Here is a 23,244-nt window from a genome sequence, read left to right on the forward strand (position 1 = left end):
GGGGGGCGCCCCCCCCCCCCCCCGGCGCCCCCCCCCAAACCAACCGGCGGGGGGCCCCCGCTGGTTGGGGGGGGGGGCGGGCCCCGGGTCGCGGGGCGCGCCCCCCGCGGCCCCGCCCCCCCACCACCCCATGGACGGCCGCTCCGACAGCGGCCAGGCGGTGGGCCCGTGGGCTCCTTGGCGGGCGCTGGCAGGGCCCACCGCCACCCCTTCGACCAGGACGAAGAGACGAGGACCAGGAGATGGGATCGGGGACGGCGGCGTTCGCCGACGGCCGGACGAGACTCGCGGCGGCGCCGACGGCGGCCCGCACGGTGCGTACGGCACGGCGTCACACCGCGCGGACGACCGGCGCCGACAGCCCGAAGGCGGGGGCGCAGCCGGCCCCCGAGTCGCCGGGGGGACGGGAGCGGCTGCTGGTGGTGGTGGCGTGGGACCTGGAGGGCGCCGACCTGTCGAGGGCCGCGGTCTGGCTGCGTGACCAGGATCCGGACCTGGCCCTGGTGTGGGGTCTGGACACCCGTCTCGTGCACCGCCTCCTGGAAGCGGTGGCCCGTCACATCTACCCCCAGCTCACCGAGGCGCGGGACCGGTGCGCGGCCGTGGTGATCAGCGATGACGGACCGCTGGTCGCGGGTCTGGACGAACTCCCCCTTGCCGCGCCCTGGCCGTTCGCGGCGCAGCTGCCGGTGCGGTTGCGCGGGGCGGGCGGGGGCCGGCGCAGGCCGGTGCTGCGCGTGGTGGCGGCCGCCCCGTGCCCGTGGGCGCCGCAGCGCGCCGACACCGAGGCCCGGTGGCTGGGCGCGACCGCCGCCGTCGAGCCCGTGGTGGCCGCCGGCACCTGGCCGCAGGACGCGCGGGACGCGGTCGACCGGGTGCTGGCGCAGGGCGGCCTGTCCGCCGTCCCCGTCACCCCGCCGCCCGCCGCCGGCACGAACGGGGGCGCTTACCCGGGGTCGATCCACGTCAGCACCGCCCTGCTGCCCGCGGTCACCTCGCTCACCGTCGCGGACGGCGGCGCGCCCCGGCAACCGCTGCTGCTCCACCTCGACCAGGAACGCCTGCACACCGTCCTGGCTGCGGGGAACCGCTGATGCCGTTGCACGCCCGCGACCTGGTCGAGCTCGCGCGTCAGCGCATGCCCGGCACGGTATTCGAGGGCAACACCCCGATGCTGTCGCAGGAGTCCGCCCTGCGGTTCATCACGGCCCACCTGATGTCCAAGGGCCACCCCGGGAACCACGGCGCCCCGTTGCCGGTCGAGGAACTGTCGATGGCCTTCGCCTTCACCGCGTGGTGGCTGATGCACGAGAGCAGGGAGGATCCGGCGACGTACGCGCTGGACGAGATCGGCACCGACCTGCACAACGCCTTCGCCGCGAACCCCGACCCGGTGGAGATCCTGGCCGAGCTGCGGATGCTGTGCATGAAGCTCTCGGTCCTGCCCGAGCTCCTGGACATCCCCGCCGAGCACTGGCCCCTCTGACCCGCACTTCCGTGCGCCGCGGCGACCCCGCGACGGGCGGCGGACGACAGCCGACGCAGGACGGCCAAGAGACCTGGGGAGGTCCGGGTCCGGCGTCCGGCTGCCGCCGGAACACGGGCCGCCCGGCCCGCGCTCCGGCCCTGCCTGCTCCTGAGGGTGCCCGTGGTCCCGCACTCGGCGGAGGCACCGGAGCAGGCCCCTTGGGCCGGGCCACCACCCAACCGGCCCGGCCCAAGCAGTCCCCACCCACGCCCCAACTACCTTGCGCAGGAACGATGCTGACTCCCGAATTCGGCGCCGCGGCCGCCCGCACCGAACCGGTGCCCGGCGACCAGGCCGCCCTGCTGGTCGCCCGCACCGGCATCCCGGTACTGCTGCTGGCCGGCGAGACCACCGTGCCGACACTGTCCGCGAGCCTCTGCCCCGCCCACCCGCGCCACTACACCGCGACCGCCACCTTCTACGACGACGGTCTGTGCGCCGAGGTCCACGTCCCCGGCGGCCCCGAACCGGAGCAGCTCGCCCGCCGCTTGCTGCCCGGCGCCGGGACGTTCCACTCCGCGATGCTGGCGACACCCGGCCGGATGACCCTGGGCATCGAGGCCCGGCACGACGGCCTGATCGTCCGCGCCGGCATCTGGCGCGACTGGACGCTGCTGCACCTCACCCCCGACCAGGGCGACCGCGGCAGGCTCCCGGCGCTGCGCCTGATCGGTGCCGACTCCCTGCCCCCCGGCCGCCCGGGCCGTCCGTCCTCCCCCGCCCTGCTGGAGAACCCGTGATCGCGAACCACGCCCTCGACCAGGCCTACCAGCGCATCGGCACCACCAAAGCCACCCGCCTCTACCGCGTCCTGGGCCTGCTGCCGTCCACCGACACCACGATCGACACCGCGATGGCCGGCGCCGCCGCCCGCCTGGACCCCGCCACTACCCTCGACCTCCTCGCCCGCCTGACCGACCGCCAACTACTCACCGCCCCCGACGGCCCCGACGGCCCGTACCGGTTCGCCACTACCACCGTCCGCCGCCACGCGAGCCACGTGGCCACCAGCATCGACAACCAGGACACACGGGGACGCCTGATCAAGCGCGCCCTGGACTGGCTGCTCGCCGAAGCCGTCAGCGCCTGCCGCCTGACCGACCCCCACCGCCGCCCGATCGAACCACCCATCACCTGCCCGCCACCGCACCGCCTCGGTCTCACCAGCGCCGACCAGGCCCTCACCTTCCTCACCAACCGCGGCCGCCACCTGACCGCCGCCCTCCCCCTCGCCACCGTCCACCACCGCGCAGCGGTACCCCACCTCGTCCACGCCTTCTGGCCCCACTACCTGCGCGAACGCAACTACACCACCTGGGTCCACGACCACACCCTGGCCCTCACCATCCTCGACCAACCCACCACCGCCGCCCAACGACTGCTGCGCCGCGAACTGCTCAGCGCCCGCGCCACCGCACTGCGCGGCCTGCGCCGCTTCACCGTCGCGCTGGAGAACGGCCACGAGGCCCTGGCCCTGGCCCGCGCCGACGACGACCAGCCCGGAATCGCGCAGCACCAACACGACCTCGGTGTCACACTCCACCCGGCCGGTGCCCCCGACCTCGCCCGCACCTACCTGCTGGAGGCACTGCGCGGCCGCACCGCCCTCGGGCGGCGCCGCGACGCCGCGCTCACCCTGCTGACGCTCGCCGTCACCGACCTCGACCGGGAGGCCCCACCGGCCGACGTCGTGGAGAAACTGCGCGCCGCCGAACGGGACCTGACGGCCGAGGGAGACCTCTACAACGCGACACGCGCCCGGGCCTGGCGGGGCCGCGTACTGGTCCAGGCCGGCCGCTACGACGAGGCGACGCCGCTGTTCACGTCCGCGCTCACGGACTTCGCCGCCCAGGGCGCCCTGTGGCAGGCCCGGATCCTGACCTGGAGCGCCGAGGCGTTCGAGGAGCGCGGACAGGCCGGCCGTGCCGCCGTCCTGTACCGCCAGGCACTCGACCTCTACCGCGACCGCAGTCCCCACGACCACCTCCGCGTGAGCGCCGCCCTGGCCCGCCTGTCCGGAGTGCACACGTGAACATCGGCGCCCTCTCCCTCCCAACCGACGAATCGGTGCACGGCGACCCCTGCCAGACCTGCGGAGACCGGATCGTCCTGACACAGCGCGAGCACGACGTGCTCGTGCTGACCGCCACCGGGGACGAGGTCCGACAGGTCGGCAAACGCCTCGGCCTCGGCCGTACGACCGTCCAAAAAGACCTCGCCCGTCTGCGCGGCAGGACCGGCGCCCGCACCGCCAGCCACCTCGCCGCGATCGGCGTCCGGGCCGGACTCGTCCCCCTGCTCGTGCCCCACCGCCACCCCGGCCGACTGACCTCCCGCCAGGTCCTGGTGGCGTCCGCGCACGCCGAGGGCCTGAGCGCCGACGAGACCAGCGAGGTCGGCGGCTTCAAGCGCGACGTGGTGTTCCGCACCCAACGCGACATCCGCCAGATGCTCGGCGTGCCGAACCTGTGCGCCGCCCTCACCATGCTCTACAGCCTGGGCGAACTGGCCCGCACCCACCCCTGCCCCACCCCCGCCTGCACCGCAGCACGCCACGCCCGCGAGCAGCACCCGGACAACCTGCAGGACGCTCGCAACGCGGCACTGCACTGGGCCGCCGACACCTCCCTGGCAGCCCGCTTGCGTGCCGAAAACCGCCGGGCCCGCGCACAACTCGCTAGCACCGTCAGCAAGTTCAACGGCAGCCTGGCCGAACTCGGCCTCGCGCAACACGACGCGCAACAGGCCCTCCACGAAACAGAGGCACTACGCCGCCAGACCAACGCCGCCACCACCGCGACCAACGCGATGACCGCCGGCCTCGACGCCCTACGCCACCAGGCACAGACCGCCGCCGAGGACGTCGCAAACCTGCGCTACCGCGCCCACGAGCTCCACCAGGCCTACGTCGCCCTGAAGCGGGGCCAGGAAGACCTCCAGCGCGGCGAAGCCGAGCTGGAGAAGGGGCGCCGTCGGCTCATGGACGGCTGGCAGGAGCTCACCGCCGCCCGCGACCAGGCCCGCGCCGCACTACCCGTCCCCGACCCCGCCCAGAAACGCCCCGTCCGAGCGCCGATCCCCCACGAGGACCGGTACTGGCACCGCCAACCCCGTACCACCTGAACCGCACCGCCCCACAACAGACCCTGCCGAGGACGGAGACCATCACATGATCATGATCGCTAGAGGCACCACCGGAGCCGTCCACGGCAAGCCCTGCCCGCAATGCGGCACCTACGCCACCATCACCAAGATCCAGCAGGAAGTTCTCCGCATGATGGCGCTGGGGGCATCCAACCTGAAGATCGGCCGCACCCTCCGCACGGCCATCGGTCAGGGGCACTCCGAGCGCCGCGACACCGACCGGGGCGCCGAGGCGGTCAGCGACCTCCAGAGCGCGCTGACCGCCTTGGGACGCGCCAACATCGTCGACACCGGCTGCCGGACCCGGCTCCTCAGCGTGCCGGACACCATCCAGCCGCCCAAGGACCGGCTCCCCCCGCGCTGCCGGCAGTCCGTCGAACTGCTGGCGAGCGGTCTGTCCTACAAGGCAATCGCACGAGAGCTGTTCCTCAGCGACATGACCGTGAAATCCCACCTGCACCAGCTCTACACCAGAATCGGCGCACAGAACGGGGCACACGCCGTCTACCTGATGCACGCCCTGAACAAACTGCCCACACACCACCCCTGCCGCTGCACGAAGCAATGACACCCCCGTCGGGGACCCGACCCGCACAGCCGAACCGGCACACCAGCTATGTGGCCGCTGCGCCTGGAGTAGACGCCGGGTCGGACAAGGAGCAACCGGGTTAGACGGGGAGGTTCCAGGTGGGGCCGTCCTCGGTGCCGAGCCAGACACGTTGGCCGGCGCCGTCGATGGTGATGCCGAAGCGGTCCTGGTGCGGGGCACCGTGGCGCTGCCACTGCTGGATGGCGGTCTCGACCTGGTCCCAGAGTCGCAGGGGTCCGCGCTGGACGACAGTCCAGCCACCGTCGGGGTCCGGCGTGGTACGGGCGTGGGAGCCGGTAGCGACGTCCATCAGGATCTGCTGGCCGCCGGCCCCCAGGATCTCGGCGGATGGGGCGGCGAGCTGTGCCACCCACTTGCCGGTCCAGTCGGACAGGGTCGCAGGGTCGACCTCGGTGGGCCGTTCGTCCCCGGCCATGAGGGTGAGGCTGCCGCGTGGGGGCCGGTCGTGCTGACGGGCGATCATGAAACTGACGTACCCGGGCAGGAACCGGCCGCTGGCGCACCCCGGCTCGGTGACGGTCAGCAGGGCCTGGCCGAAGGCGAAGCTCCATCCGGAGAACGTGGCCAGGATCTTCCCGCCGGGCCGGACCTGGTAGAGCCAGGGCAGCGGGAGGGTACGCACCGAGCAGGTCGCGATCAGGCGGTCGTACGGGCCGCCGTCCTTGTGCCCGGCCAGGCCGTCGCCGACGATCAGGGTGGGTGCGAAGCCGGCGCTCTTCAGCGACGCCGCGGCGCGCGCGGCCACCCCCTCGTCGACCTCGACGCTGACGACCTGGGCGTCCCCGAGGCGGTGAGAGCCCAGGGCCGTGGAGTAGCCGGTGCCGGTGCCGACCTCCAGCACCCGGTGGCCGTCTTCGACACCGAGTTGCTGCCACATCTCCAGGACCAGGGAGGGCAGCGTGGACGACGACGACGGCGAACCGGTGACCGGCTCCTCGGCATCGGCCGGCCGCAGATGACCGTCCAGCTGGGTCACCAGTGTCTCGTCCGAGTAGACCGCCGCCAGGAAGCCGGGATCGTCGGACAGGACCGGCGCGTACGCGGTCGGCACGCTCTCCGGCACCGGCAGGAAGTACTCATCGACGAACGCCTCGCGCGGCACGGCCGCGACGGCGGCCCGCCAGCCCGGATCGGTGAGAACGCCCTCGTCGGTGAGTTCGTCGGCCAGGGCGGCACGCAGTTCGGAAGGGCTGCTCACGGGGTACGGCCTCTCTGAAGTTCGTCGGCGATGGCCTCCGCGATGGCGTCGGTCATCGCCGCCGGGTGGAAGGCCCACTGGCCGTTCGGATTGCACTCGAGGAAGTGCCAGACGCCGTCGTGATCGACGGCGAAGTCGAACGCGCCGAAGACCAGGCCGAACGCCCGGAGGTAGTCGGCCACCGCCTCGGCGACGTCCCCGGGCACCGGCACCGGGGTATGGGTCATCAGGTCCTGGCGCCGCCGCCAGTCCAGGTCCGGACTGTCGATCCGGGACGCGAACAACCGCCCGCCCACCGCGGTGAGCCGGACGTCGAAGGCCTTGTCGACCTTCGCCTGGAACAGGTGCGGACAGGCATCGACGGCATCCGTGATCTCCTCCGCCCGCACCTCGGCCACCCACGCCTGCAACGGCTCCCCGTCCTCCCGGCAGTACGGCGTGTTCCACAACGGCTTGTACACCGCACCGCCAGCCTGACCCGCACAAAACTCCCGCGCCTCCCGCGCACTGGTCGTGATCACCGTCGCCGGCACCCGAAAACCCACCCGCAGCGCCGTGGCGAGCTGGGCGGCCTTGTGTTCGGCCTCGCGCACGCGCCACGGGTGGTTGACGTAGTGGGCGCTGGGAAGCGACGCGAGAACCCCGCTGACGCCCCAGTACGCCTGTGAGCGGGCGAAGACCGCGTCCTGGCCGTCCATCCCCTCCGGCGCCTCGTACGCCGAAGGGCGGCGGTACCAGACGGAACGCACCTGATCGAGGCGGAGCGTGCGGGTGCGGGTGATGAGGGTGCTGTGCTGTCCGCCCGCGAGGTAGCGGGCGGACAGCACAGCACCGGCGTGGAGATCGACACCAGGATCCGCCCGGACCACCGGAACACCCCGTCCGGCCAGGACACGCAGCACCACGTCGGCCGTGACGTCGTAGGGGTCGGTGAGGACCAGGACAGTCCGCTGCCGCTCCTCCGACATCAGCGGCTGCCCTGGTCCTGGTCGTTCGAGGAGATGCTGTCCACGTCCGTCGGCTGGTTCTGCTTTCCGCTCTTGCCGTCACCAGCGCCGGTGCTCGTCGGACCGCTGGTGTCCGTGCTGGTCCCGTGCGCGCCCAGCTCTACCCTGCGGCCCTGGTCGTCGAAGTACACGGCCACCTGGGTCTCAGGGTCGATCACGACGGTGAGCCGGGGCACGGGCTTGGTCTCCTGAAAGGGCGTCATGCGGGTGGTACCCCACGGTGCAGTCATCCCGTCCTCCTCCACGCGGTGCCGCCGGCCAGAGGCGGCATTCCACAGCAAGTAGTTGAGAGCACGCATACCGTAACGGCAGCCCCGCTTTCGCGCAGGGGGCGCCGCAACTTCGGCTGAAACTGCATGCCGGAGGTTCCGACGCGAACCACCGCGCCACCCCCCGACCCAGTTGCCCTGTTCGTCGCGTTTGACGTGGTCAAGCCGGGTTTACCGGGCCCGTTAATATCGTGACATTCGAATCGGACCCACTTGGAAGGTAGGACCGACCGTGACACCCGCACTGCTTCCCACCGTCAAAGACCTGCGCAGAGCCCACACCGCGCTCCTTCAACGAGACGACGTCACCCCAGAACGAGCCCGCCAGTACAACACTGCGATGCACGAGCTCGACCAAGCCGTCCGAGAGAACACCCTCCCCGACAACAGCCCGCTCACCCCGGACCTCCTGGAAACGTTCCTGGACGCCGCAGAAGACGGGCTCTACCGCACAGCCCCCGGCGGCACCGGCGCGACGTCAGCCGTCACCAACCGGGTACGGGTCGGCTGCCTCAACGCCCTCTCCACCCTGGCCGGCCGCCCCCTGAACCTCGAGCACCGTTCAAGCGCCCCGGCTGCCAAGCGAGGTACCACGAGCCGGGAAGAAAGAGCGCTGCGCCGCTACCTCGACACCGCCAACGAGAAGCCGCTGCTCGACAACGACCACGCCCGCATCCTGCTCGTGATCGGCCTGGTCCTGGACACCCGCAGCCGGTCCAACGAACTCGCCGCGATGCGCACCACCGACATCTCCATCGAGGCGCCCGGCGGCCGGAACAAGCCGTACCTGGCTGCACGCCTGCGGCTCAACCCTCAACGGCGGCCCGGCCCGGAACGGGTTCTCACCGGACCGATCAGACTGCACCCCATCACCGTGGCCTCCCTCCAACGCTACCTGCCGATCCGCGAGCGCCTGGTCCACGAGCTGTCCGCGTGGACGGTTCTGCATCCGGACCAGGATGTCCACCCGCACCACGACTACCTGTTCGTCTCATTGCAGCCGAACCACACCGGCGGCCGTCCGAGCGTCGAAGGCGGCACCCCGCTGCGACCGGCCGGGATGCCGCTGCAGCCACAGGGCCTGCGCCGGGCCCTCGACCGCGCCGCCGAGAGGATCAACGCCACCCGCCGCCGCGGTTCACGTCCACTGCCGACGATGGAACAACTCCGCAAGATCGTCGACCAGTAGTTATCTGGGGCGCCCGGGAGTCGTGAGGCACATGAGGATTGGGGCCCAGACGGGTGCGTGCCTGACGGATATCTGGGGGTTCGTCGGGCACATGAGGGAGGCTGGCATCCGAGCAATAAATGTGTAGCCAGCTTGACATCTCGACTGCGACGACCCATGCTGAATGTCAAGCGCGCTACACATCTAGTGGCATCAGCAGTCTGGAGATGGTCATGTCGCACACGATCACGGCGGAGCAGGTACGCGAGCTGTGGGAGGCGGTCAGCCCGGGAGCGGTGATCGACCGGGGAGGCGACCTGGCTCCGGTGACGAAGGACGACCTGGCTGCGCTCGCTGACCAGGTCGACGCCGACGACCAGGGGCTTCCGCTGGATGACCAGTGGGAGGTCTTGGCCGACCAGCTCAACACCGACGACGGGTCGGCGTCGGCCACGGGGCCGGCCGCCGTGGTCCTCCAGGCCGTCGAGGACGCGCGCCGGGCCCGGGATGACGCCGAGCGCGAGTTCAACGAGGTGATCCGCTCCGCGATGCTCAACCGGAAGACCACGAAGGTCAGGGTCAAGGACCTGGAGGAGGCCGCCGACCTCAGCCGGGCCCGTCTCTACCAGATCCGCGACGGACGCCGCTAACCGTGGATCAGCCCGATGCCGCCTCCCGCCTGGTCACCCGGCGGGAGGCCGAACCCGTTCTCGGCTACGCTCCCGGCAGCCTGAAGGCCGTCATGCAGCAGAAGCGCGGCCGCTGGCCCGAACCGGTGGCCTGCCGCAGGCGCGACCGCGCGCTGCTATGGGAGTTGGACGTCCTGCTCGCCGCCGCACGTCCAGCCACCGAGGCACGATCGCGCCGGCCGGACGGCGCCGACACCGACGGCCTGGTCACCTGTCTGGTGTGCGGGCGGCGCTTCCGCTCGCTCGCCCCGCACCTAGCCCGCGTCCACGAGATGTCGGCCGCCGAGTACCGGGCCGAGAACGCGCTGCCCGCCAGCACCGCGCTGATGGCAACGGACGTCCGCAGTTCGCTGTCGCAGGCCCGCCGCGACGCGATGGCCGCCGACCCGGATCTGCTCGACCCGATGCTGACCGCGACGCCCCCGCTCGTCGAACTCGCCCGTCGGTCGGCCGCCGCCCGCGCGGGCACCGACAACCTCCCCGCAGTACGAGCCGCCCGCAGAGCCGGAGCTCTGCGCACCCTCTCGGCCGCCCGGCAGGCCCGCAAGAACGCCCTGGAAGCCGTCGCCGTGGCAGCGGGCTTCGCGTCGATGCTGGCAGCAGTCGAGGCCACCCGAGACTTGCCGAGCCGAGCTGCGGCGAAGCGGATCGGCGTCTCTGCGAGCACCGTCAAACGCTGGCGGCGACACCCGACCTAAGGCTGACCGGTGACTTGGAAACGTTTCGACCGAAACGTTTGGACTGTCCTGTGCCTCATGTGCCCGCACGCTGATCACGGGGTTCTACCTGCGGAAAGCTGGCGTAAGCCCAGATAAGGGAGGGCCCCCTGGTTCCTGTCACCGTTCGAAGCTTCTTACCCCTGCGCGGCGTGGCAGGCCCGCCACGACCTACCGCGCCTTCGGCGATGACCTGACGATCGCCCAGATCGCCGCGCGCTCCGAGTGCGTGGTGACGAAGGTGAAATTGCGCCAGCGGATCAACACCGGCATGGACCCCGAAGAAGCCGCCACCGCCCCCTCCTGCAAGAGCTCCGGGACGACTACGGCTGAGCTGTAGCACGCCGCGCTGAGGCTGCGGGCGTTCCGTCAGGTGCTCTGCGGTCCAGCGGCCGCCTGTGCCATGAACTGCACGATCTGCTCACGCATCTGAGTGGCCGCTTCAACCGCGGCCGCGACCTGGGCGCCGGCGGCGACCAGCTGGGAGCGGGCTTCGGCGAGCTGCTGCTGCGCCTCGGCGAGCTGCGTTTGGGTCATGGCCAGCTGAGCCCGGGTCTCCGCGAGCTGCCGGTTGAGCTGGTGCCGCTCCTCGCGCAGGGCAGCGGCCTCATCGAACGCGGCCGACAACTGCCGCTGCGCCTCCGTGAGCTGGGCGCTCAGTCGGAGACGCTCGGTCTGGAACTCGGCCTGCTGCACACGGCGTTCCTCCTGGAGGGCTGCGCGTTTCTCCTGGAGGTCGTCGGTGAGCCGCTGGTAGCCGTCCTGGGCGGTGGTCTTACGCTGGGCCAGGAAGCTGAGGGTCGCTGCCGCGACCGTTCCCAGGCCCAGCCCGCTGAGCCCGGAGATGATCTCGGCAGCGTCCATCGTGCTGCTCCTCGTGCTGTAGGGGTGGTGGTGAACGGGTGTGAGTTACCGGCCGGAGCCGAAGGGGGTGGCGCGCTCGATTGCCGGGGTGGCGCCGAGCGGCTTGAACAGCCCGGTGTAGGCCGTGGTGGCGGCGACGACGGCGATGAGGACGGTCGAGAGGACAGTGCGGCCGGTGAACTCACCATTGAAGTAGGCGCTGCCAGCGCCGATCGCGGCGGCGACCACCGCGGCGACGACGGTGCGCGCGGGCTTGGACCATCCCGGCTGCTGGACCACGGCGGTGGCGAGGGGCGAGAAGAAGGCCACGATGGCGGCCCAGAGCTGGGCATCGGTCAGGTTCATGACGTGTATCTCCTTGTGGTGGGGGGGGTCGGTGGCAGTGGGTGGCCGGCCGCGCGGGCCCGGCCGGCCACCGGGGGTCAGAGCTGGTCGATCACGGCCCAGGAGCGGGAGCCGACCAGGCCGTCGTGGCCCGTGGCTCCGGCGTCCCAGGTCTCGGGGTGGCCGCGCAGGGCGTAGGTCACCAGGGCCCGAGTCTCCTCGCCGTAGTAGCCGGTCGCCCCGTTCGGGTTCAGCCGGCCCGCCTGGTCGGCACCGACGGCGCTGCGCAGGCGCAGTTGCAGGCGGGTGACGTCGTTCGCGGTGTAGCCGTAGCGCACCGGCGGGCTGCCCGGCCAGGCACCGAGGGTGCCGCGGCCGCCAGCCGAGGCGGGGATGTCGCTGCCGCGTCCGTTGACGAGGTAGTCCCAGGTGGTGGGTCCGGGCAGGCCGTCGGCATCGCCGCCGTTCCAGCCCTGGGCCCGCTGGAACGCCTCGGTCGCCGCCCGGTCGGAGTCCGACCACACCGGTCCGGGTCCCTCGCTGTAGAAGCGGCCACCGCCCCGGGCAACGAGCATCTGACCGAGCCGGGTGACGTTCCAGTTGTTCGCGCCGGGGCCGAACTGGTCGGCGCCCGGGTAGGCGTTCGGGTCCGGTGCCGGCTGCGGGGCGTCCGGGATGTTGTTGCCCTGCCCCGTGGCGAGGTACTGCCAGGTGGTGGGTCCGGGCAGGCCGTCGGCGTCCCCGTCCGTCCAGCCCTGGGCCTCCTGGAACGCGCGGGTGGCGTTGGTGTCGGCGTCGCCCCAGTGCGGTCCGGGTCCCTCGCTGTAGAAGCGGCCGCCGCCCCGGGCGACGAGCATCTGACCGAGCCTGGTGACGAAGTCGTTGTTCGCGCCCGGGCCGAACTGGTCGGCGCCGGGGAAGGCGTCCGGATCGGACGGCGGCACCGGGGTGGGCGAGACCGTACCGCCGCCGGGCACCTTGCCCGTGTCGATGTTCCCGGGGTCCCAGTGGTCGTTACCCGGCACGTGGCAGTGTCCGTAGTGGCCGCCCTGGGACTGCCAGATGTCGCGGCGCCGGGGCATCGGTGCGGACGGGGACGCTGCGGGCGGCCCGGCCGGCCAGGTGTCCGGCACGCCGTGGGCGCGCGCGGCCGCGATGAGCTTGCGGTAGTTCGGCTTGGCGGCCGGGTCGAAGCCGTCGGTCCAGGGCTGGCCGGCGCGGGCGACGACCTCGACCTGGATGCACACCGAGCCCTCGCGGTTGGTCCGGCGCGCGCCGTCGTTGTGCAGCGCGCGGCCGGACTGGGTGAGCGGCCCGAACTGGCCGAGCCGGTCGGAGGCGGGGTCGTAGAGCACCTGCGGCTCTACCCCGGCGGAGGAGAGGTAGGAGCCCATGGAGGCGAAGTAGCCGCCGCCGCTGGGGCATTCGGTGGTGTGCCAGACCATGCGCGGGCCGGACTCGGGGTGGTCCATCGCCCCGCCGATCTGCTGGCCGCCCAGCCGTACGGCGCCGTCGATGTAGGCCGGGCCGCCGAGCCCTCGCGGCAGAGCGGCGGCGGCCGGGCCCGTGTCGGGGGTGCGGACTTCGTACGGGGCTGCGTCGACCGGGACGTACTGGTCGAGGTCGCCGTCCTCGCGCAGCACGAAGAGGGCTCCGGCCTGGCGGGGGTGCTCGCGCAGGACCCGCGGGGAGTCGTCGAGGGCGGCGATCGCGCGGACCTGGTCGACGTGGTCCTGGTCGACGGTGCCGCAGTAGGTGACGGTCTGGTCGGGGTGGATGACGGCGGCGTGGTACTCGGTCACAGGGGTTCCCCTTCACGGGAGTCGAGGAGATGCGGGGCAGCTGGCAGCGGCGGGCGGAGCTGGATCGCGTCGATCTCGCGGCGCAGCGCGGTGTAGAGGGTCAGGGGAAGCAGGAAGTCGCCGTCGAGGCCCCAGCTCGCGCCCCAGGAGTTGCGGACCCTCAGGACGGTGCGCGCGGGATCGACACGGCCGTGGGCGTCGAGGCCGAGCTGTTCGATGCCGGTGGCACACACCTCGTGCCCGCCGGCCACGCCGGAGGCCTCCCAGCCGGCGGTCTCGCCGAGGTTGCCGCTCGACGGCGGCTGGAACCAGGCGGTGTACCAGGGCATGCCGAGCAGTACGGGGCCGTGCTGGAGCAGGCCGATCAGGGTGTCGGCGGTGGTGGCGTGGACGTAAGAGTTGATGAGGCCTCGGGCGTGCAGGGCGCGGGCGACGCCGAGGCCGGAGGAGCCGCAGTCGTCGGCGGGCCACTGGCGGGTCAGCCACTCGTCCTGGCGGGTGGCCTCGGAGTACAGGGCGATCGCCCATTCCTCGGCGGCCGTCGCGTCCTCGAGGTCGAGGCCGGCGGCCGTGCAGTACTCGGCGGAGGCAATGCAGGAGAGGGCGGCGGTGGCGGCGTTGGCGGTGCAGCTGCTGAGCGCGTCCGCGTCGCTGGTGCCCGTGACGATTCGGCTGGTGCGGATGCCCTGTTGCAGGAGGTGCTGCTGGTCGAGGACCGGGGCCTTGACTGTCCAGTGCACCGCCTTGGGTGCGGGCGCCGGGTGGGGGTGCAGCCAGTTCAGGGAGCGCGCGTCGAGGACCTGGTGGCGGCCGAGCGCGGGGTGCTGGTCGTAGAGGCGCACGGCGACGCCGTGGGTGGTGGTCATGCGGGTCCGCTTCTCCCCCGTGCCCGTTCAGGACATTGCGGTGGCCCGGGCCGTGGCGGCCGGGGCGTCCCTCGGGGGTGGTGCGGAGCGCATGAGCGGCGGCGGGCGGAGGGTCGCCCTGCACATGATCAATGATAAGGCGGGTGGAGGGCGGCGCGGTCGCGCCCGCCCTCCTGCTGCTCACGGGTCAGGTGAGGTCCCACACCAGCCGGGAGAAGGAGATCAGCCCGCTGCTGATCGCTCCGCTGGAGGTGATCTCGATCCGGCCGTCCTTGCGGATGGTGACGAGCGATCCGACCGAGCCGGACGTCGCAGCGCGGAAGGTCTCGTCCACCGGAGGGGCGTAGTTCGCCGGGAGGGTGCCGATCACGCCGTTGGTGAAGGTCGTCGGCACCTTGGCGACGCCGCGCAAAGCCACGGTGCCGTCGATCTGCCGCCGGACCTGGACCTTGCGGTAGGTGGTGCCGTCAGCGCTGGCGTTGTCGTACGGGGTGTTGAAGGTGATGTCGGTCCAGGCCTCGTTGTTCGTGATCTTCTGGTAGGAGCTGATGACCAAGTTCGTCCCGCCGCCAAGCGTCAGGTCCCCGCCTTGGATTTTCATCGGGGAGTTGATGAAGAGCCCGTCGTCAACGGTGTAGCTGAGCCGGGAGTCGTCGGCGAGGTCGACCTCGAACCTGCCCAGGTCGAGGTAGAGCATGCCGTGCTTGGTCGGCTTGTCCTTCCCCCGGATGAACAGCTGGATGTAGCCCTCGCTGTCCCCCGCTCCGGCGCTGCCGTAGATGGTGGTCTGGCCGTTCAGCCCGAGCGCGCCGAGGGCCTCCAGCGAGAAGCCGGCGCGGGCGGCGTAGCCGGTGGTGCCGGGTATGCCGGCGCCGAGCTGGAGGTTGGCCGAGTTCAGGCCGCCGTCGGTGAGTTGCGGGCTGGACAGCAGGGTGGCGGGGGTGAGGGGCTGTCCGTCCTGGCCGACGACGCTCGCGGTGAGGCGGGCCGGCGCCTTCTCGACCGCGGCGCCGGAGAACAGCGCCGTCGCCGGGTTGGGGTTGCCGGTGACCGGGTCGGTGGGGGTCAGTACGACGCGGCGGCCGGAGGCGGCGGTCTGCACGGTGGAACCGGTCAGCGTCACGCCGGTGATGGTGCGTCCGTTGATGGCGTCGGCCTCGATGTCCGCACCTCCTGCCCGCCGCGGTGTCCCGGCGGCCGCCGCGGTGGCGGGTCCGGCGACGCCGGAGGTGGTGCGTGCCCGCAGCCGCACCCACCACTGGCCGTAGTCCAGCGGGACGGTCACAAGTCCGCCCTGGGGGGTCTCGATCGTCCCGACCATCGTCGCCTGGGTCGGTGTGAAGGCGCTGCTCGTCCCGATGTGGACCTCGACGCGGGAGAAGTCGAGCGGGGTGGTGCCGTTCTGCCACTGGCCGGTCCAGGCGATCGTCAGGCCGGCCAGCGCCGGGGAGACGGTCGGCGCGGCCGGGGTCGGAGGCGTCGGCCCGTTGGTGACGGTCAGGCCGGTGGTGCCGTCCAGCTGCTGGCCCAGGATGCCCTTGAGCGAGCCGGTCTTGTCGTAGATGTTGACCGCGCCGCCCTCGATGCTGCTGTGCTGGAGGCGGGGCGAGGCCTCCAGGCGGCTCAGCCGCTGCTCCAGCCCGGCCAGGCGGGCGCCGATGTTCTCAGCCACTGGTGCTCCCGTAGGTGAATGACCCGGACGGCTCCAGGTCGATGTCGTAGGTGTCGGTGTCCGGGTGGACGGTCCAGCCGGTGATGCGCATCCACGCGTCCACGTCGGCCCATCGGCTGTGCACGGTGGTACGCACGTCGTCGCCGATCTGCCAGCTCCCGGCCGGGGCGGCGGGATGCGGGCGGACGGTGATCTGGGTGATGGTGCCGGTCTGCTGGCGCGCGATCCGGGCGGAGGTGGTCAGGGAGGCGAGCAGCACGGGGTCCGTGAGGTCCGGTCGGGACAGCACCGTCTCCATGAGCAGCCGTCCGTCGCGCACGGAGTCGACGGCGCGCACCGCGTCCCGGCCTTCTCCGGCGCCCTGGCCGATGACGGTGTTGGCGTAGTGGTCGTAGTCGTAGACCACCTTGGGGTCTCCGATGATGTTGACGCCGGTCGAGAAGTTGACGTCGGTGCGTCGGGTGCCGAGGCGGGGGTAGGCCAGGCGGACGCGGCGCACTGGTCGGCCGTCGGGCCCGGCTTCGGCGGTGTGGGTGTACTCGGGGTGGTCGGCGGCCTGGACGAGGGTGTCGATGGCCTCGCCGGGTACGGGGTTGGTCCACCACGGGTAGGTGAGGGGCTGCTCGCTGGTGCCGACTTTGAGGGGGCTGCTGGCCTGGTCCACGACCACCCGCAGGTCGCCGTCGGGCTGTTCCTGGGCGTAGGCCCAGGCGTCGCGGATGATCTGGCAGGGGTCGGCCTGGATGTAGGGGCCGCGGCCGTTGAAGTCGCCGTGCCGGTCGCGGCGGTAGTGCAGGTAGCTGGGCCAGCCGGCGCCCTCGACGTGGAAGACGTCGCCGTCGGGTTCGACGCGCCAGATCATGTAGCCGTCGCGGATCTGGTTGTCGCGCACCGGGTAGAGCGCGGTCGGCCCGTTGGCCAACAGCGCCGGGTTGGCCTTCACGAACCGCGGCTTCAGAACGCCCTTGAAGGCGCCGGGCCCGTCGAGCTGGGGCCCGAACTCGACGTCCTGAAGCGGCAGGGCGGGGTGCAGAACCTCGTCGGTCAGGGCGTCGGCCAGCACGTACCGCCATAGCCTGCTGCCGGCCGTCACAGCAGGCCCTCGACGAACTCGATGTCCAGGATCGCGGCGGTCGCCGCGTTGGTGTCGACCGTGCCGGGATCCGGTTCGTAGATGGCGGTCTGGAGCCGGAGGAGCTGGGTGGTACCCCTCATCGCAGCCGGGACGGTGAGAACGTCGACGACGATGTGGTTCGCCCGGCGCCAGCCGGAACCGCCGTCGTCGTCGATCTGCGCGGCCGCACCGGCCGAACCACCAAGGACATGCCGCATGTCACCGAACACGTTGCCTCCCGACAGGCGCAACCCAGCCACGGTGGTCATCATGTTCGCCGTGGTCGCCCACGCCGGGATGTTGATCTGCCAGCGGGCGGCGGCCGGCCAGTCCTTGAAACCCCCACCGCTGGACTTGTTGATCGGGTCGTAGGGGAAGCCGACGATCGGCATGAGCTTGCGGTCGCGGCGGGGGTTCGCAAGGGAGCGCAGGTCGGTGATCATGGCCTGGGTGATGACCGAGGTCCCGGCGGGCATGTCGATGCGGGCCAGCGGGATCGCCGTCCACCCGGCCGGGGGCGTGGTGGCGGCCGCGCCGACGTTGGAGGCGACCTGGAATTCCACCGTGGCGTCGGTGGCCGGGTTGCGGCCGCCCTCGTACTCGGGGTCGAGGACGCGCACGCAGACCATGTCGGAACGGGCGGTGGAACCGGTCGGGGCGATCGGCACGTTGGTGATGCCGATGTTGTAGGCGTCGTAGTGGCCCTGCCAGATGTTGGCCCGGCCGCGGATGATGCAGGAGCCGTCGCCGACCTGAACCTGCGCACCCGGTACGGCCAGGGCGCCGACCTTGAAGTCGCCGCCCGCGGTGATGCCTTCGCTGTTGCGCGCGAGGTCGCGGATCATCAGTCTGAACGACTGTGCGGAGTGTGTGGCGCCGTTGATCATGAGGGGGGTTTTCACCATGGTCATCGGGTCTGCTCCTTTCGCAGGGTGCGCCAGGCCGGCCACCAGGTGGCGGTCAGCAGCGCGGTGTTGGTGGGGTCGACGGCGTCGAACTGGAGCCGGGAGCGGCCGGGCGGGATCGCAAACTCGTCGATGCGGTCGCCCCAGCGCAGCAGCGTCGCCATGTTGCCGCCGCCGTCGTTCAGTACGGTGCGCCAGCCGGGCCGGGTGTCGATCTCCACCCACTGCCCGGCAAGCAGGGTGAGCGGGCCCAGGCCGATGCTGCGGCCGCTCTCGATGTGGGTGATGACCGGGTTGGTGCACGGTCCGTCGATCCGCAGGACGGGCCAGGTCGGTGCGGTGCCGGGGTTGACGACCGTTCCCGGCGGCACACCGGTGGACACGGCGGCGGTGACCACCGGTGCCACGACGGGTGCGGAGAAGCCGCCGGTGCTGACCGACCCGAGCCGAATTTTGGTCTGCTCCGGCTGGTCCCCGTAGAGGGTCGGGTCGGTGGCCATGAACTCGACGTCGATCGGCAGCCAACCGTGAATCAGCTGCTCCTGGTCCTCCTCCGCTTTGCGCAGTCGGCCGCGCAGCATCCGCACCCCCCGGCCCGGGTACTTCAGGCGCAACTCGACGGTCTCCCCCGCGGCGAGCCGGACGCCGTCGGGGTCCGCGTGCTCCTGGAGTTCGGCTAGCAGGTCGAGCGCGGCCGCCGGATCGCCGGGGCACCTCACGGCGCAGTCGATCCGCACCAGACGCCCGCCGTACTGGTCCGCACCCGGCCACAGACCGTCCTCCCCGGCAGGCTCGATGTCGTTGGTGCGCTTGTCGGGCAGACCGATGCCCTGGAGTTTGCGGATCACCACGTTGGTGCCGGCGCCGATCCGTACCCCGGCCAGGTCGTGCTGGAAGTCGATCAGGTCGGTCATGGGCGACGCACTTCCCCACGCTGGGCCCGGCGTACCTGGTAGGCGATCGCGGAGCTGATCTGCTGCTCGGTGGCACCGGGCCGGGCGATGTTGATGGTCTGCTGGCCGATCAGCGGCTGTTGCTCCCCGCCCTGGTCCCGGACGAACACCACGGTGGTGCTGCTGCTCGGGCGTGCGGCGACGAGCTTGGCCGCGACGGGTGTGGGGATCTGCGGCAGGTTCGGCCGGTCGGCGGCGTAGGCGCGTGCCTGAGTGAAGCCGCCGTCGGCGAATGCCTGCGTGCGGCCGGTGCCGAGGCCGTAGACGACCTGGCCACCGAAGCGGTGCGCGACCTCGCCCAGGATTCGCTTGGAGCGGGACCGCTTGTTGGGGCTGAGGGGCAGGTAAGCCTCCCCGCCGGTCTCGTCCTCCCCCCAGATGCGCCATTCGCCGGCGCGGGCGATCTGCGCGACGTGCTGCTCGGTGGTGCCGCCGTCGGCGAAGGCTCGGATGCCGCCGTTCGCGAACGCTGAGCCCATGTACGCGCCGCCGTCGAAGGAGCTCCGCTTGTCGGGCGGCAGGATCCGATCCTGGCGCACCGTGGTGACGTTCACGACCTTGTCCCGCAAGCTGTTCAGCGCGCTCTGGATCTTGTCGATGCCGGCCTGTGCCGTGCCGGGCGGCACGGTGACCTTGACTTCGCCGCCGGGCAAGTTCTGGACCTTGAACCCGAGGTCGGCCAGCGCTTTCTGGGCCTCGGCGGTGAGCGCCGTGACCGTGACGCTCTTGTCCTGGGTCTGGCGGATCTCGCGCTGAACAGCGGTCAGGCCCTCGATCGCCGAGCGGGTCTCCGCGGTCATGGTGACGGTCTTGTCGGCGATCTTGGCCTGGGTGCCGATGAGCTTGTCCAGCGCGGCACGCGCAGTGTCGGTGATCGCCGAGATCTTGACCTCGCGCGTGCCGGGGATCGTCTCCACGGTCAGCCCGAGAGAGCGCAGCATGGTCTGCGCCTGGTCGGACAGTGCCTCGACCTTGATCTCGACGGCCTTGGGCTGCTGCTGGATCTGCGACTTCACGGCGAGCAGGTCCGCGAGCGTGGAGTCGACGCCCTCCGTCTTCAGCAACACGGCGACCTGGGAGGGGATCAGCCCGAGCGAGTCGGCGACCTTCGCGGCCTGCTCCTGTGTCAGCCCGTACGACCTCGCCAGGTCGATCGCCGCGGACCGGCCCTTCGCCATCTGGTCGGCGGCGGACTGGAGGGACTGGGTGACGTCCTGGCCGTTGGCCTTGGCGAGGCCGTAGGCCTGGACGGCGGCCGCGCCCGAGGCGTCCACGATGCTGTTCAGGTTGTTGTACAGCGTCTGTCCGTTGCGGCTGGTGGTGTTGATGGCCCCCGAGGTCTGCACGAGGGCGTTGCCCCAGCCGTCGGCCGCGGTGATGCCGTCCTTGATGGCGTCGTTGCCCGACAGGATCGCGCTGTTCAGCCGGGCCTCGGCGGCCTGCATGCTGACGGTGCCGCCGTTGAGCAGGTCCAGCGCTTCCTTGAGGGACCGGGTGCGGGAGTCCGCGTCGCCCGTGGTGTCCGACAGCCCCTTGACGGCCAACTTCAATTTGTCGAACGCCGTGGTTCCGGCACCGACACCACGCTGGGCTTCGGCCATCCGCTTGACGTTGGCGACCGACTCCGACAGCTCGCCCTTGACCGAGCCCAGCGCGTTGGCGGCGTTCTTGGCCTTCTGGCCGAGGTCGGTGTAGACGTACGTCCCTCCGGCGGACGTGACGACCATCTGCTGGTTGGCCTTGGCCGTGTCGTTCAGGTGCTGTTGCAGGGCTTCCAGGCTGGTCCCCTGGCCGAGGTAGGCGTCGGTGAGCTGGCGCATGTTGACGCCGGCCTTCTCCATGGTCTGGACCAGCTTCTCCTTGCTGTCCTTGACCTTGGTGTCCACGAGGATCGCGGCGGCCTGCGTGCGGACATTGGCGTCGATGACCCCGCCGGACTCCTTGAGTGCGCTGGTGAGGGTCTTGATGCGCTGCTGGTGCGCCTCGGCGGCCTGGGCGGCGGCCTGCTGGCGCTGGGCCAGCAGGCCCAGGCCGAGGGTGGCGGCGAGCATGGCGACGCCCCACGGGCCGCCGATGAACGAGACGAATCCGCCCGCGGCACCGCGCAGGCCGGTGCCGATAGCGGATGCCGCACCGACGACGCCGCCGGTGAAACCACCTACCCGCTCCTGCGCGCTGCGGAAGGAGTTGGCCATGGCGCCGACGACCGGCACCCGGGTCTCCAGCAGCGCGAACGCGCTGCCGAGACGGCCCAGGCTCACGCCTGATGCGGCGGCAAGCTGCTGCTGGACGGCCATCTGTTCGTTGACGCCGCGCCAGGCTCCGGTGAGGCGTCCGCCCACGCTTCCCGCGAGGCCGTCCACGACGGGGCCGACACGGCGGGTGAGCAGCATGGCGGCGACGGCGAGCTGCACGGGGCCCGGGAGTTCGCCGAACAGCGTGATGATCTGGCCGAGCAACCTGCCGGCCGGCACCAGGGCGCCCGAGACGAAGACGACCCCACGGCCTGCCAGGTCCAGGCCGGTGGCGACGATCTCCAGGACGCCGACGCTGCGCTCGCCCTCCTTGTTGAAGCCGCCGAAGGCCTTGACGACCGGTTCGGCGCCGCGTGCGAGGTTGCGGAGGACGTCGGCGACGGTGCGGCCCGCGATGTAGATGCCGCGCAGACCGGTCGCGGCGACCTCCCACGCTGTGTCCTTGAGCGGTTCGGCGAGTTCGCGGATGTAGCGGCTGGCGATGCCGACGCCGGAGTGGAACTTGTCGGCCATCGTGGGCCCGTAGAGGGTGGAGATGTCGTGGCCGTAGGCGATGATGCCCTTGAGTGCGGGGGTGCCGTCGGCCAGCAGGCGGGTCATTCCGCGCGCGGCCTTCTCCAGGCCTGGCGCCATCTCCTGGTACAGCTCGATGCCGGTCTGCTTGACCTGCGTCTTGAGCTGGGTCATGGCGCCGGTGAGGCCCTTGCCCTGGGCCTCGGCGATCTGCGAGGCGGCTCCGGTCTGTCGTACAGCCTCGTTCAACGCGTCGAAGCTGGCGACGCCCTGGTGGGCCATGGCGATCGCCCCGGACATGGCGGGCTTGCCCATGGCGTTCTTCACCGCGGCCGTGAAGTCCTGCTGTGTCATGCGGTGTTGGGCCTCTTCGAGGCGCTCAATCACGTACCGCAGGCCCTTGAAGTTGCCCTGGGCGTCGTACGCCTGGATGCCCAGCTCTTTCAGGCCCTGCGCCATGGCCTTGGTGGGGCTGGCCATGTTGGCCAGCATCCCGCGCAGCGTGGTGCCGGCCGTCTGCCCGAGGATGCCGGCCTTGCCGAGCATGCCGACCCCGGCGGCGGCCTCCTCCATGGAGACGCCGAGGCCGTGGGCGACCGGGCCGGCGTACTTCATGGCGTAGTAGATGTCTACGATGTCTCCGGACGCCTGGTTGGCGGTCGCGGCGAGAACGTCGGCGGCACGGGATGCCTGGTCAGCTCCCATCCCGAACTGGTCCATCATGTCGCCCAGATACTTCGCGGAGTCAGCGGCGTTGACCCCGGCGGCCGCTGACAGCACGAGGGAGGCCCGGGTGGCGTCGATCGCCTGGTCCGTCCGGAACCCCGCCTTGGCGAGTTCGACCATGGCCTCGGCCGCGTCGGCCGCCGTGCTCTTGGGCACCCCCAGGTCACTGCCGAGCTGCAGTGCGGTCGCCGACGCACGCTGCATCTGCAGGTTGGTCGCGCTGGTGACGGCCCCGAAGGTGTTCAGGCCACTCGCGAACTCGTTGCCTGCTTCGACCAGGCCGTGCACGCCGAGAACCAGGGCGCCGCCGGCCAGCATGGTGCCCATGCCGAGCAACTGCGCCTTGACCATCTCGGCCATCCTGCCGACCCGGCCGAGGTGCTCCTCTCCAGCGTCCCCGATGCGCCGGATCCCGCCGACGGAGGTGTCGGAGGCGGTGCCGAGGCTGCGGACCTCGCGGGCGGTGGCGCGCAGCGCGGTGGCCAGGGTGCGCAGTTCGGTCTGGGCGGCCTGGGAGCTGGTGGCGACGCCGCGCTGGGAGCGCGCTGCGAGGTCGCCGGCAGAGGCGGTCTCGCGCAGGCCGGTGGCGGCCGCGGTGGCGGCGTGCCCGGCTTCACGCTGCTCGGTGGCGGCGCGCTGGGCGTCGGTGCCGAGGGTGCGCAGGTCGCGCCCGGCCTGGCGGGCGTAGTCGCCGGTCAGGCGCTGCTGGCGTCCGGAGTACTGGGCGTCGGTGCCCAGGTCGCGAACCCGGCGGGCTGCCCACTGCGATTCGTCTCCGAGGGAGCGCACGCCGCGCTGGCCGCTGGCCGCGTGCTGGCCGAACTCGCGGGCGGCCTGCCCGGCCTGGCGCAGGGTGTTGGAGACGTCGCGGCCGTCGGCGCGCAGCCGTAGGAGCAGGTTCCACTCCGTGCTCACCTGGGC

The 23,244-nt window shown here is 71.7% G+C and carries 21 protein-coding genes; 9 read left to right on the plus strand and 12 right to left on the minus strand.

The window, feature by feature from the left end; translation table 11 throughout:
* Positions 1-242 precede the first annotated feature (242 nt).
* From ACFWPT_RS20810 to ACFWPT_RS20835, 6 genes are all read left to right on the plus strand, one after another.
* Complete coding sequence (locus ACFWPT_RS20810; protein ID WP_380483276.1) at positions 243-1,094, plus strand: hypothetical protein; 852 nt, start codon at positions 243-245, stop codon at positions 1,092-1,094.
* Positions 1,094-1,486 (plus strand): hypothetical protein, encoded by a 393-nt coding sequence (locus ACFWPT_RS20815; protein WP_380483278.1) that lies wholly within the window; start codon positions 1,094-1,096, stop codon positions 1,484-1,486. The genes ACFWPT_RS20810 and ACFWPT_RS20815 overlap by 1 nt, the downstream gene beginning before the upstream one ends.
* Positions 1,487-1,761: 275 nt before the next feature.
* On the plus strand, positions 1,762-2,268 hold the full coding sequence (locus ACFWPT_RS20820; protein ID WP_380483280.1) for a hypothetical protein: 507 nt from the start codon (positions 1,762-1,764) through the stop codon (positions 2,266-2,268).
* Positions 2,265-3,560: a tetratricopeptide repeat protein gene (locus tag ACFWPT_RS20825; protein WP_380483282.1), complete on the plus strand. Its 1,296-nt coding sequence runs from the start codon at positions 2,265-2,267 to the stop codon at positions 3,558-3,560. Before ACFWPT_RS20820 ends, ACFWPT_RS20825 begins: the two co-directional genes overlap by 4 nt.
* Positions 3,557-4,651 carry a hypothetical protein gene (locus tag ACFWPT_RS20830; protein WP_380483284.1) on the plus strand — a complete coding sequence of 365 codons (1,095 nt, stop codon included), beginning with the start codon at positions 3,557-3,559 and terminating at the stop codon, positions 4,649-4,651. Before ACFWPT_RS20825 ends, ACFWPT_RS20830 begins: the two co-directional genes overlap by 4 nt.
* A gap of 46 nt (positions 4,652-4,697) precedes the next feature.
* On the plus strand, positions 4,698-5,240 hold the full coding sequence (locus ACFWPT_RS20835; RefSeq protein WP_380483286.1) for a LuxR C-terminal-related transcriptional regulator: 543 nt from the start codon (positions 4,698-4,700) through the stop codon (positions 5,238-5,240).
* A 100-nt stretch (positions 5,241-5,340) separates the two neighbouring features.
* Here ACFWPT_RS20835 and tgmC read toward each other — a convergent pair whose 3' ends face one another.
* Genes tgmC through tgmA form a run of 3 tightly spaced genes read right to left on the minus strand, consistent with a single transcriptional unit; the run spans position 5,341 to position 7,717 of the window.
* Entirely contained in the window at positions 5,341-6,480 is a 1,140-nt protein-coding gene (tgmC, locus tag ACFWPT_RS20840) for an ATP-grasp peptide maturase system methyltransferase (RefSeq protein WP_380483288.1), read from the minus strand.
* Positions 6,477-7,448 carry an ATP-grasp ribosomal peptide maturase gene (gene tgmB / locus ACFWPT_RS20845; protein ID WP_380483290.1) on the minus strand — a complete coding sequence of 324 codons (972 nt, stop codon included), beginning with the start codon at positions 7,446-7,448 and terminating at the stop codon, positions 6,477-6,479. The genes tgmC and tgmB overlap by 4 nt, the downstream gene beginning before the upstream one ends.
* Positions 7,448-7,717 (minus strand): putative ATP-grasp-modified RiPP, encoded by a 270-nt coding sequence (gene tgmA, locus ACFWPT_RS20850; RefSeq protein ID WP_380483292.1) that lies wholly within the window; start codon positions 7,715-7,717, stop codon positions 7,448-7,450. Before tgmA ends, tgmB begins: the two co-directional genes overlap by 1 nt.
* Before the next feature lie 379 nt (positions 7,718-8,096).
* Here tgmA and ACFWPT_RS20855 point away from each other — a divergent pair, with 379 nt between their 5' ends.
* From ACFWPT_RS20855 to ACFWPT_RS20865, 3 genes are all read left to right on the plus strand, one after another.
* Positions 8,097-8,945: a hypothetical protein gene (locus ACFWPT_RS20855; RefSeq protein WP_380483294.1), complete on the plus strand. Its 849-nt coding sequence runs from the start codon at positions 8,097-8,099 to the stop codon at positions 8,943-8,945.
* Between the two features lie 212 nt (positions 8,946-9,157).
* Positions 9,158-9,574 carry a hypothetical protein gene (locus tag ACFWPT_RS20860; protein ID WP_380483296.1) on the plus strand — a complete coding sequence of 139 codons (417 nt, stop codon included), beginning with the start codon at positions 9,158-9,160 and terminating at the stop codon, positions 9,572-9,574.
* Between the two features lie 2 nt (positions 9,575-9,576).
* A complete protein-coding gene (locus tag ACFWPT_RS20865) occupies positions 9,577-10,311 on the plus strand; it encodes a MucR family transcriptional regulator (protein ID WP_380483298.1) in 735 nt (244 codons plus the stop codon).
* A 387-nt stretch (positions 10,312-10,698) separates the two neighbouring features.
* Here the strand turns inward: ACFWPT_RS20865 and ACFWPT_RS20870 are convergent, their stop codons facing one another.
* The 9 genes from ACFWPT_RS20870 to ACFWPT_RS20910 all read right to left on the minus strand — a co-directional run bounded on the left by ACFWPT_RS20870 (position 10,699) and on the right by ACFWPT_RS20910 (position 23,238).
* Positions 10,699-11,193 carry a hypothetical protein gene (locus ACFWPT_RS20870; protein WP_380483300.1) on the minus strand — a complete coding sequence of 165 codons (495 nt, stop codon included), beginning with the start codon at positions 11,191-11,193 and terminating at the stop codon, positions 10,699-10,701.
* Positions 11,194-11,238: 45 nt separating this feature from the next.
* Entirely contained in the window at positions 11,239-11,538 is a 300-nt protein-coding gene (locus ACFWPT_RS20875; RefSeq protein WP_380483302.1) for a hypothetical protein, read from the minus strand.
* Between the two features lie 77 nt (positions 11,539-11,615).
* Positions 11,616-13,319 carry a peptidoglycan-binding protein gene (locus tag ACFWPT_RS20880; protein ID WP_380483304.1) on the minus strand — a complete coding sequence of 568 codons (1,704 nt, stop codon included), beginning with the start codon at positions 13,317-13,319 and terminating at the stop codon, positions 11,616-11,618.
* The gene (locus ACFWPT_RS20885) at positions 13,316-14,185 is read right to left on the minus strand and encodes a hypothetical protein (protein WP_380483306.1); all 870 of its coding nucleotides are present in this window, start codon (positions 14,183-14,185) and stop codon (positions 13,316-13,318) included. Before ACFWPT_RS20885 ends, ACFWPT_RS20880 begins: the two co-directional genes overlap by 4 nt.
* Before the next feature lie 187 nt (positions 14,186-14,372).
* Positions 14,373-15,857 carry a hypothetical protein gene (locus ACFWPT_RS20890; RefSeq protein WP_380483308.1) on the minus strand — a complete coding sequence of 495 codons (1,485 nt, stop codon included), beginning with the start codon at positions 15,855-15,857 and terminating at the stop codon, positions 14,373-14,375.
* Positions 15,850-16,920 carry a hypothetical protein gene (locus tag ACFWPT_RS20895; protein WP_380483310.1) on the minus strand — a complete coding sequence of 357 codons (1,071 nt, stop codon included), beginning with the start codon at positions 16,918-16,920 and terminating at the stop codon, positions 15,850-15,852. Before ACFWPT_RS20895 ends, ACFWPT_RS20890 begins: the two co-directional genes overlap by 8 nt.
* A 26-nt stretch (positions 16,921-16,946) precedes the next feature.
* Positions 16,947-17,882, minus strand: coding sequence for a hypothetical protein (locus ACFWPT_RS20900; RefSeq protein ID WP_380483312.1), 936 nt, complete (start codon positions 17,880-17,882; stop codon positions 16,947-16,949).
* On the minus strand, positions 17,879-18,790 hold the full coding sequence (locus ACFWPT_RS20905; protein WP_380483314.1) for a hypothetical protein: 912 nt from the start codon (positions 18,788-18,790) through the stop codon (positions 17,879-17,881). Before ACFWPT_RS20905 ends, ACFWPT_RS20900 begins: the two co-directional genes overlap by 4 nt.
* Positions 18,787-23,238 carry a phage tail tape measure protein gene (locus ACFWPT_RS20910; protein WP_380483316.1) on the minus strand — a complete coding sequence of 1,484 codons (4,452 nt, stop codon included), beginning with the start codon at positions 23,236-23,238 and terminating at the stop codon, positions 18,787-18,789. The genes ACFWPT_RS20905 and ACFWPT_RS20910 overlap by 4 nt, the downstream gene beginning before the upstream one ends.
* Between the last annotated feature and the right edge of the window lie 6 nt (positions 23,239-23,244).

Source organism: Kitasatospora sp. NPDC058478, from assembly GCF_042720345.1.
Classification (GTDB): domain Bacteria; phylum Actinomycetota; class Actinomycetes; order Streptomycetales; family Streptomycetaceae; genus Kitasatospora.

Coding starts and splice junctions, on each gene's coding strand:
- ACFWPT_RS20875 (WP_380483302.1), bottom strand. CDS start 11,538: ATGAACCTGACCGATGCCCAGCTCTGGGCCGCCATCGTGGCCTTCTTC.
- ACFWPT_RS20905 (WP_380483314.1), bottom strand. CDS start 18,790: ATGACCGACCTGATCGACTTCCAGCACGACCTGGCCGGGGTACGGATC.
- ACFWPT_RS20885 (WP_380483306.1), bottom strand. CDS start 14,185: ATGACCACCACCCACGGCGTCGCCGTGCGCCTCTACGACCAGCACCCC.
- ACFWPT_RS20835 (WP_380483286.1), top strand. CDS start 4,698: ATGATCATGATCGCTAGAGGCACCACCGGAGCCGTCCACGGCAAGCCC.
- tgmB (WP_380483290.1), bottom strand. CDS start 7,448: ATGTCGGAGGAGCGGCAGCGGACTGTCCTGGTCCTCACCGACCCCTAC.
- ACFWPT_RS20900 (WP_380483312.1), bottom strand. CDS start 17,882: ATGACCATGGTGAAAACCCCCCTCATGATCAACGGCGCCACACACTCC.
- ACFWPT_RS20820 (WP_380483280.1), top strand. CDS start 1,762: ATGCTGACTCCCGAATTCGGCGCCGCGGCCGCCCGCACCGAACCGGTG.
- ACFWPT_RS20860 (WP_380483296.1), top strand. CDS start 9,158: ATGTCGCACACGATCACGGCGGAGCAGGTACGCGAGCTGTGGGAGGCG.
- ACFWPT_RS20870 (WP_380483300.1), bottom strand. CDS start 11,193: ATGGACGCTGCCGAGATCATCTCCGGGCTCAGCGGGCTGGGCCTGGGA.
- ACFWPT_RS20855 (WP_380483294.1), top strand. CDS start 8,097: ATGCACGAGCTCGACCAAGCCGTCCGAGAGAACACCCTCCCCGACAAC.
- ACFWPT_RS20810 (WP_380483276.1), top strand. CDS start 243: ATGGGATCGGGGACGGCGGCGTTCGCCGACGGCCGGACGAGACTCGCG.
- tgmA (WP_380483292.1), bottom strand. CDS start 7,717: ATGACTGCACCGTGGGGTACCACCCGCATGACGCCCTTTCAGGAGACC.
- ACFWPT_RS20815 (WP_380483278.1), top strand. CDS start 1,094: ATGCCGTTGCACGCCCGCGACCTGGTCGAGCTCGCGCGTCAGCGCATG.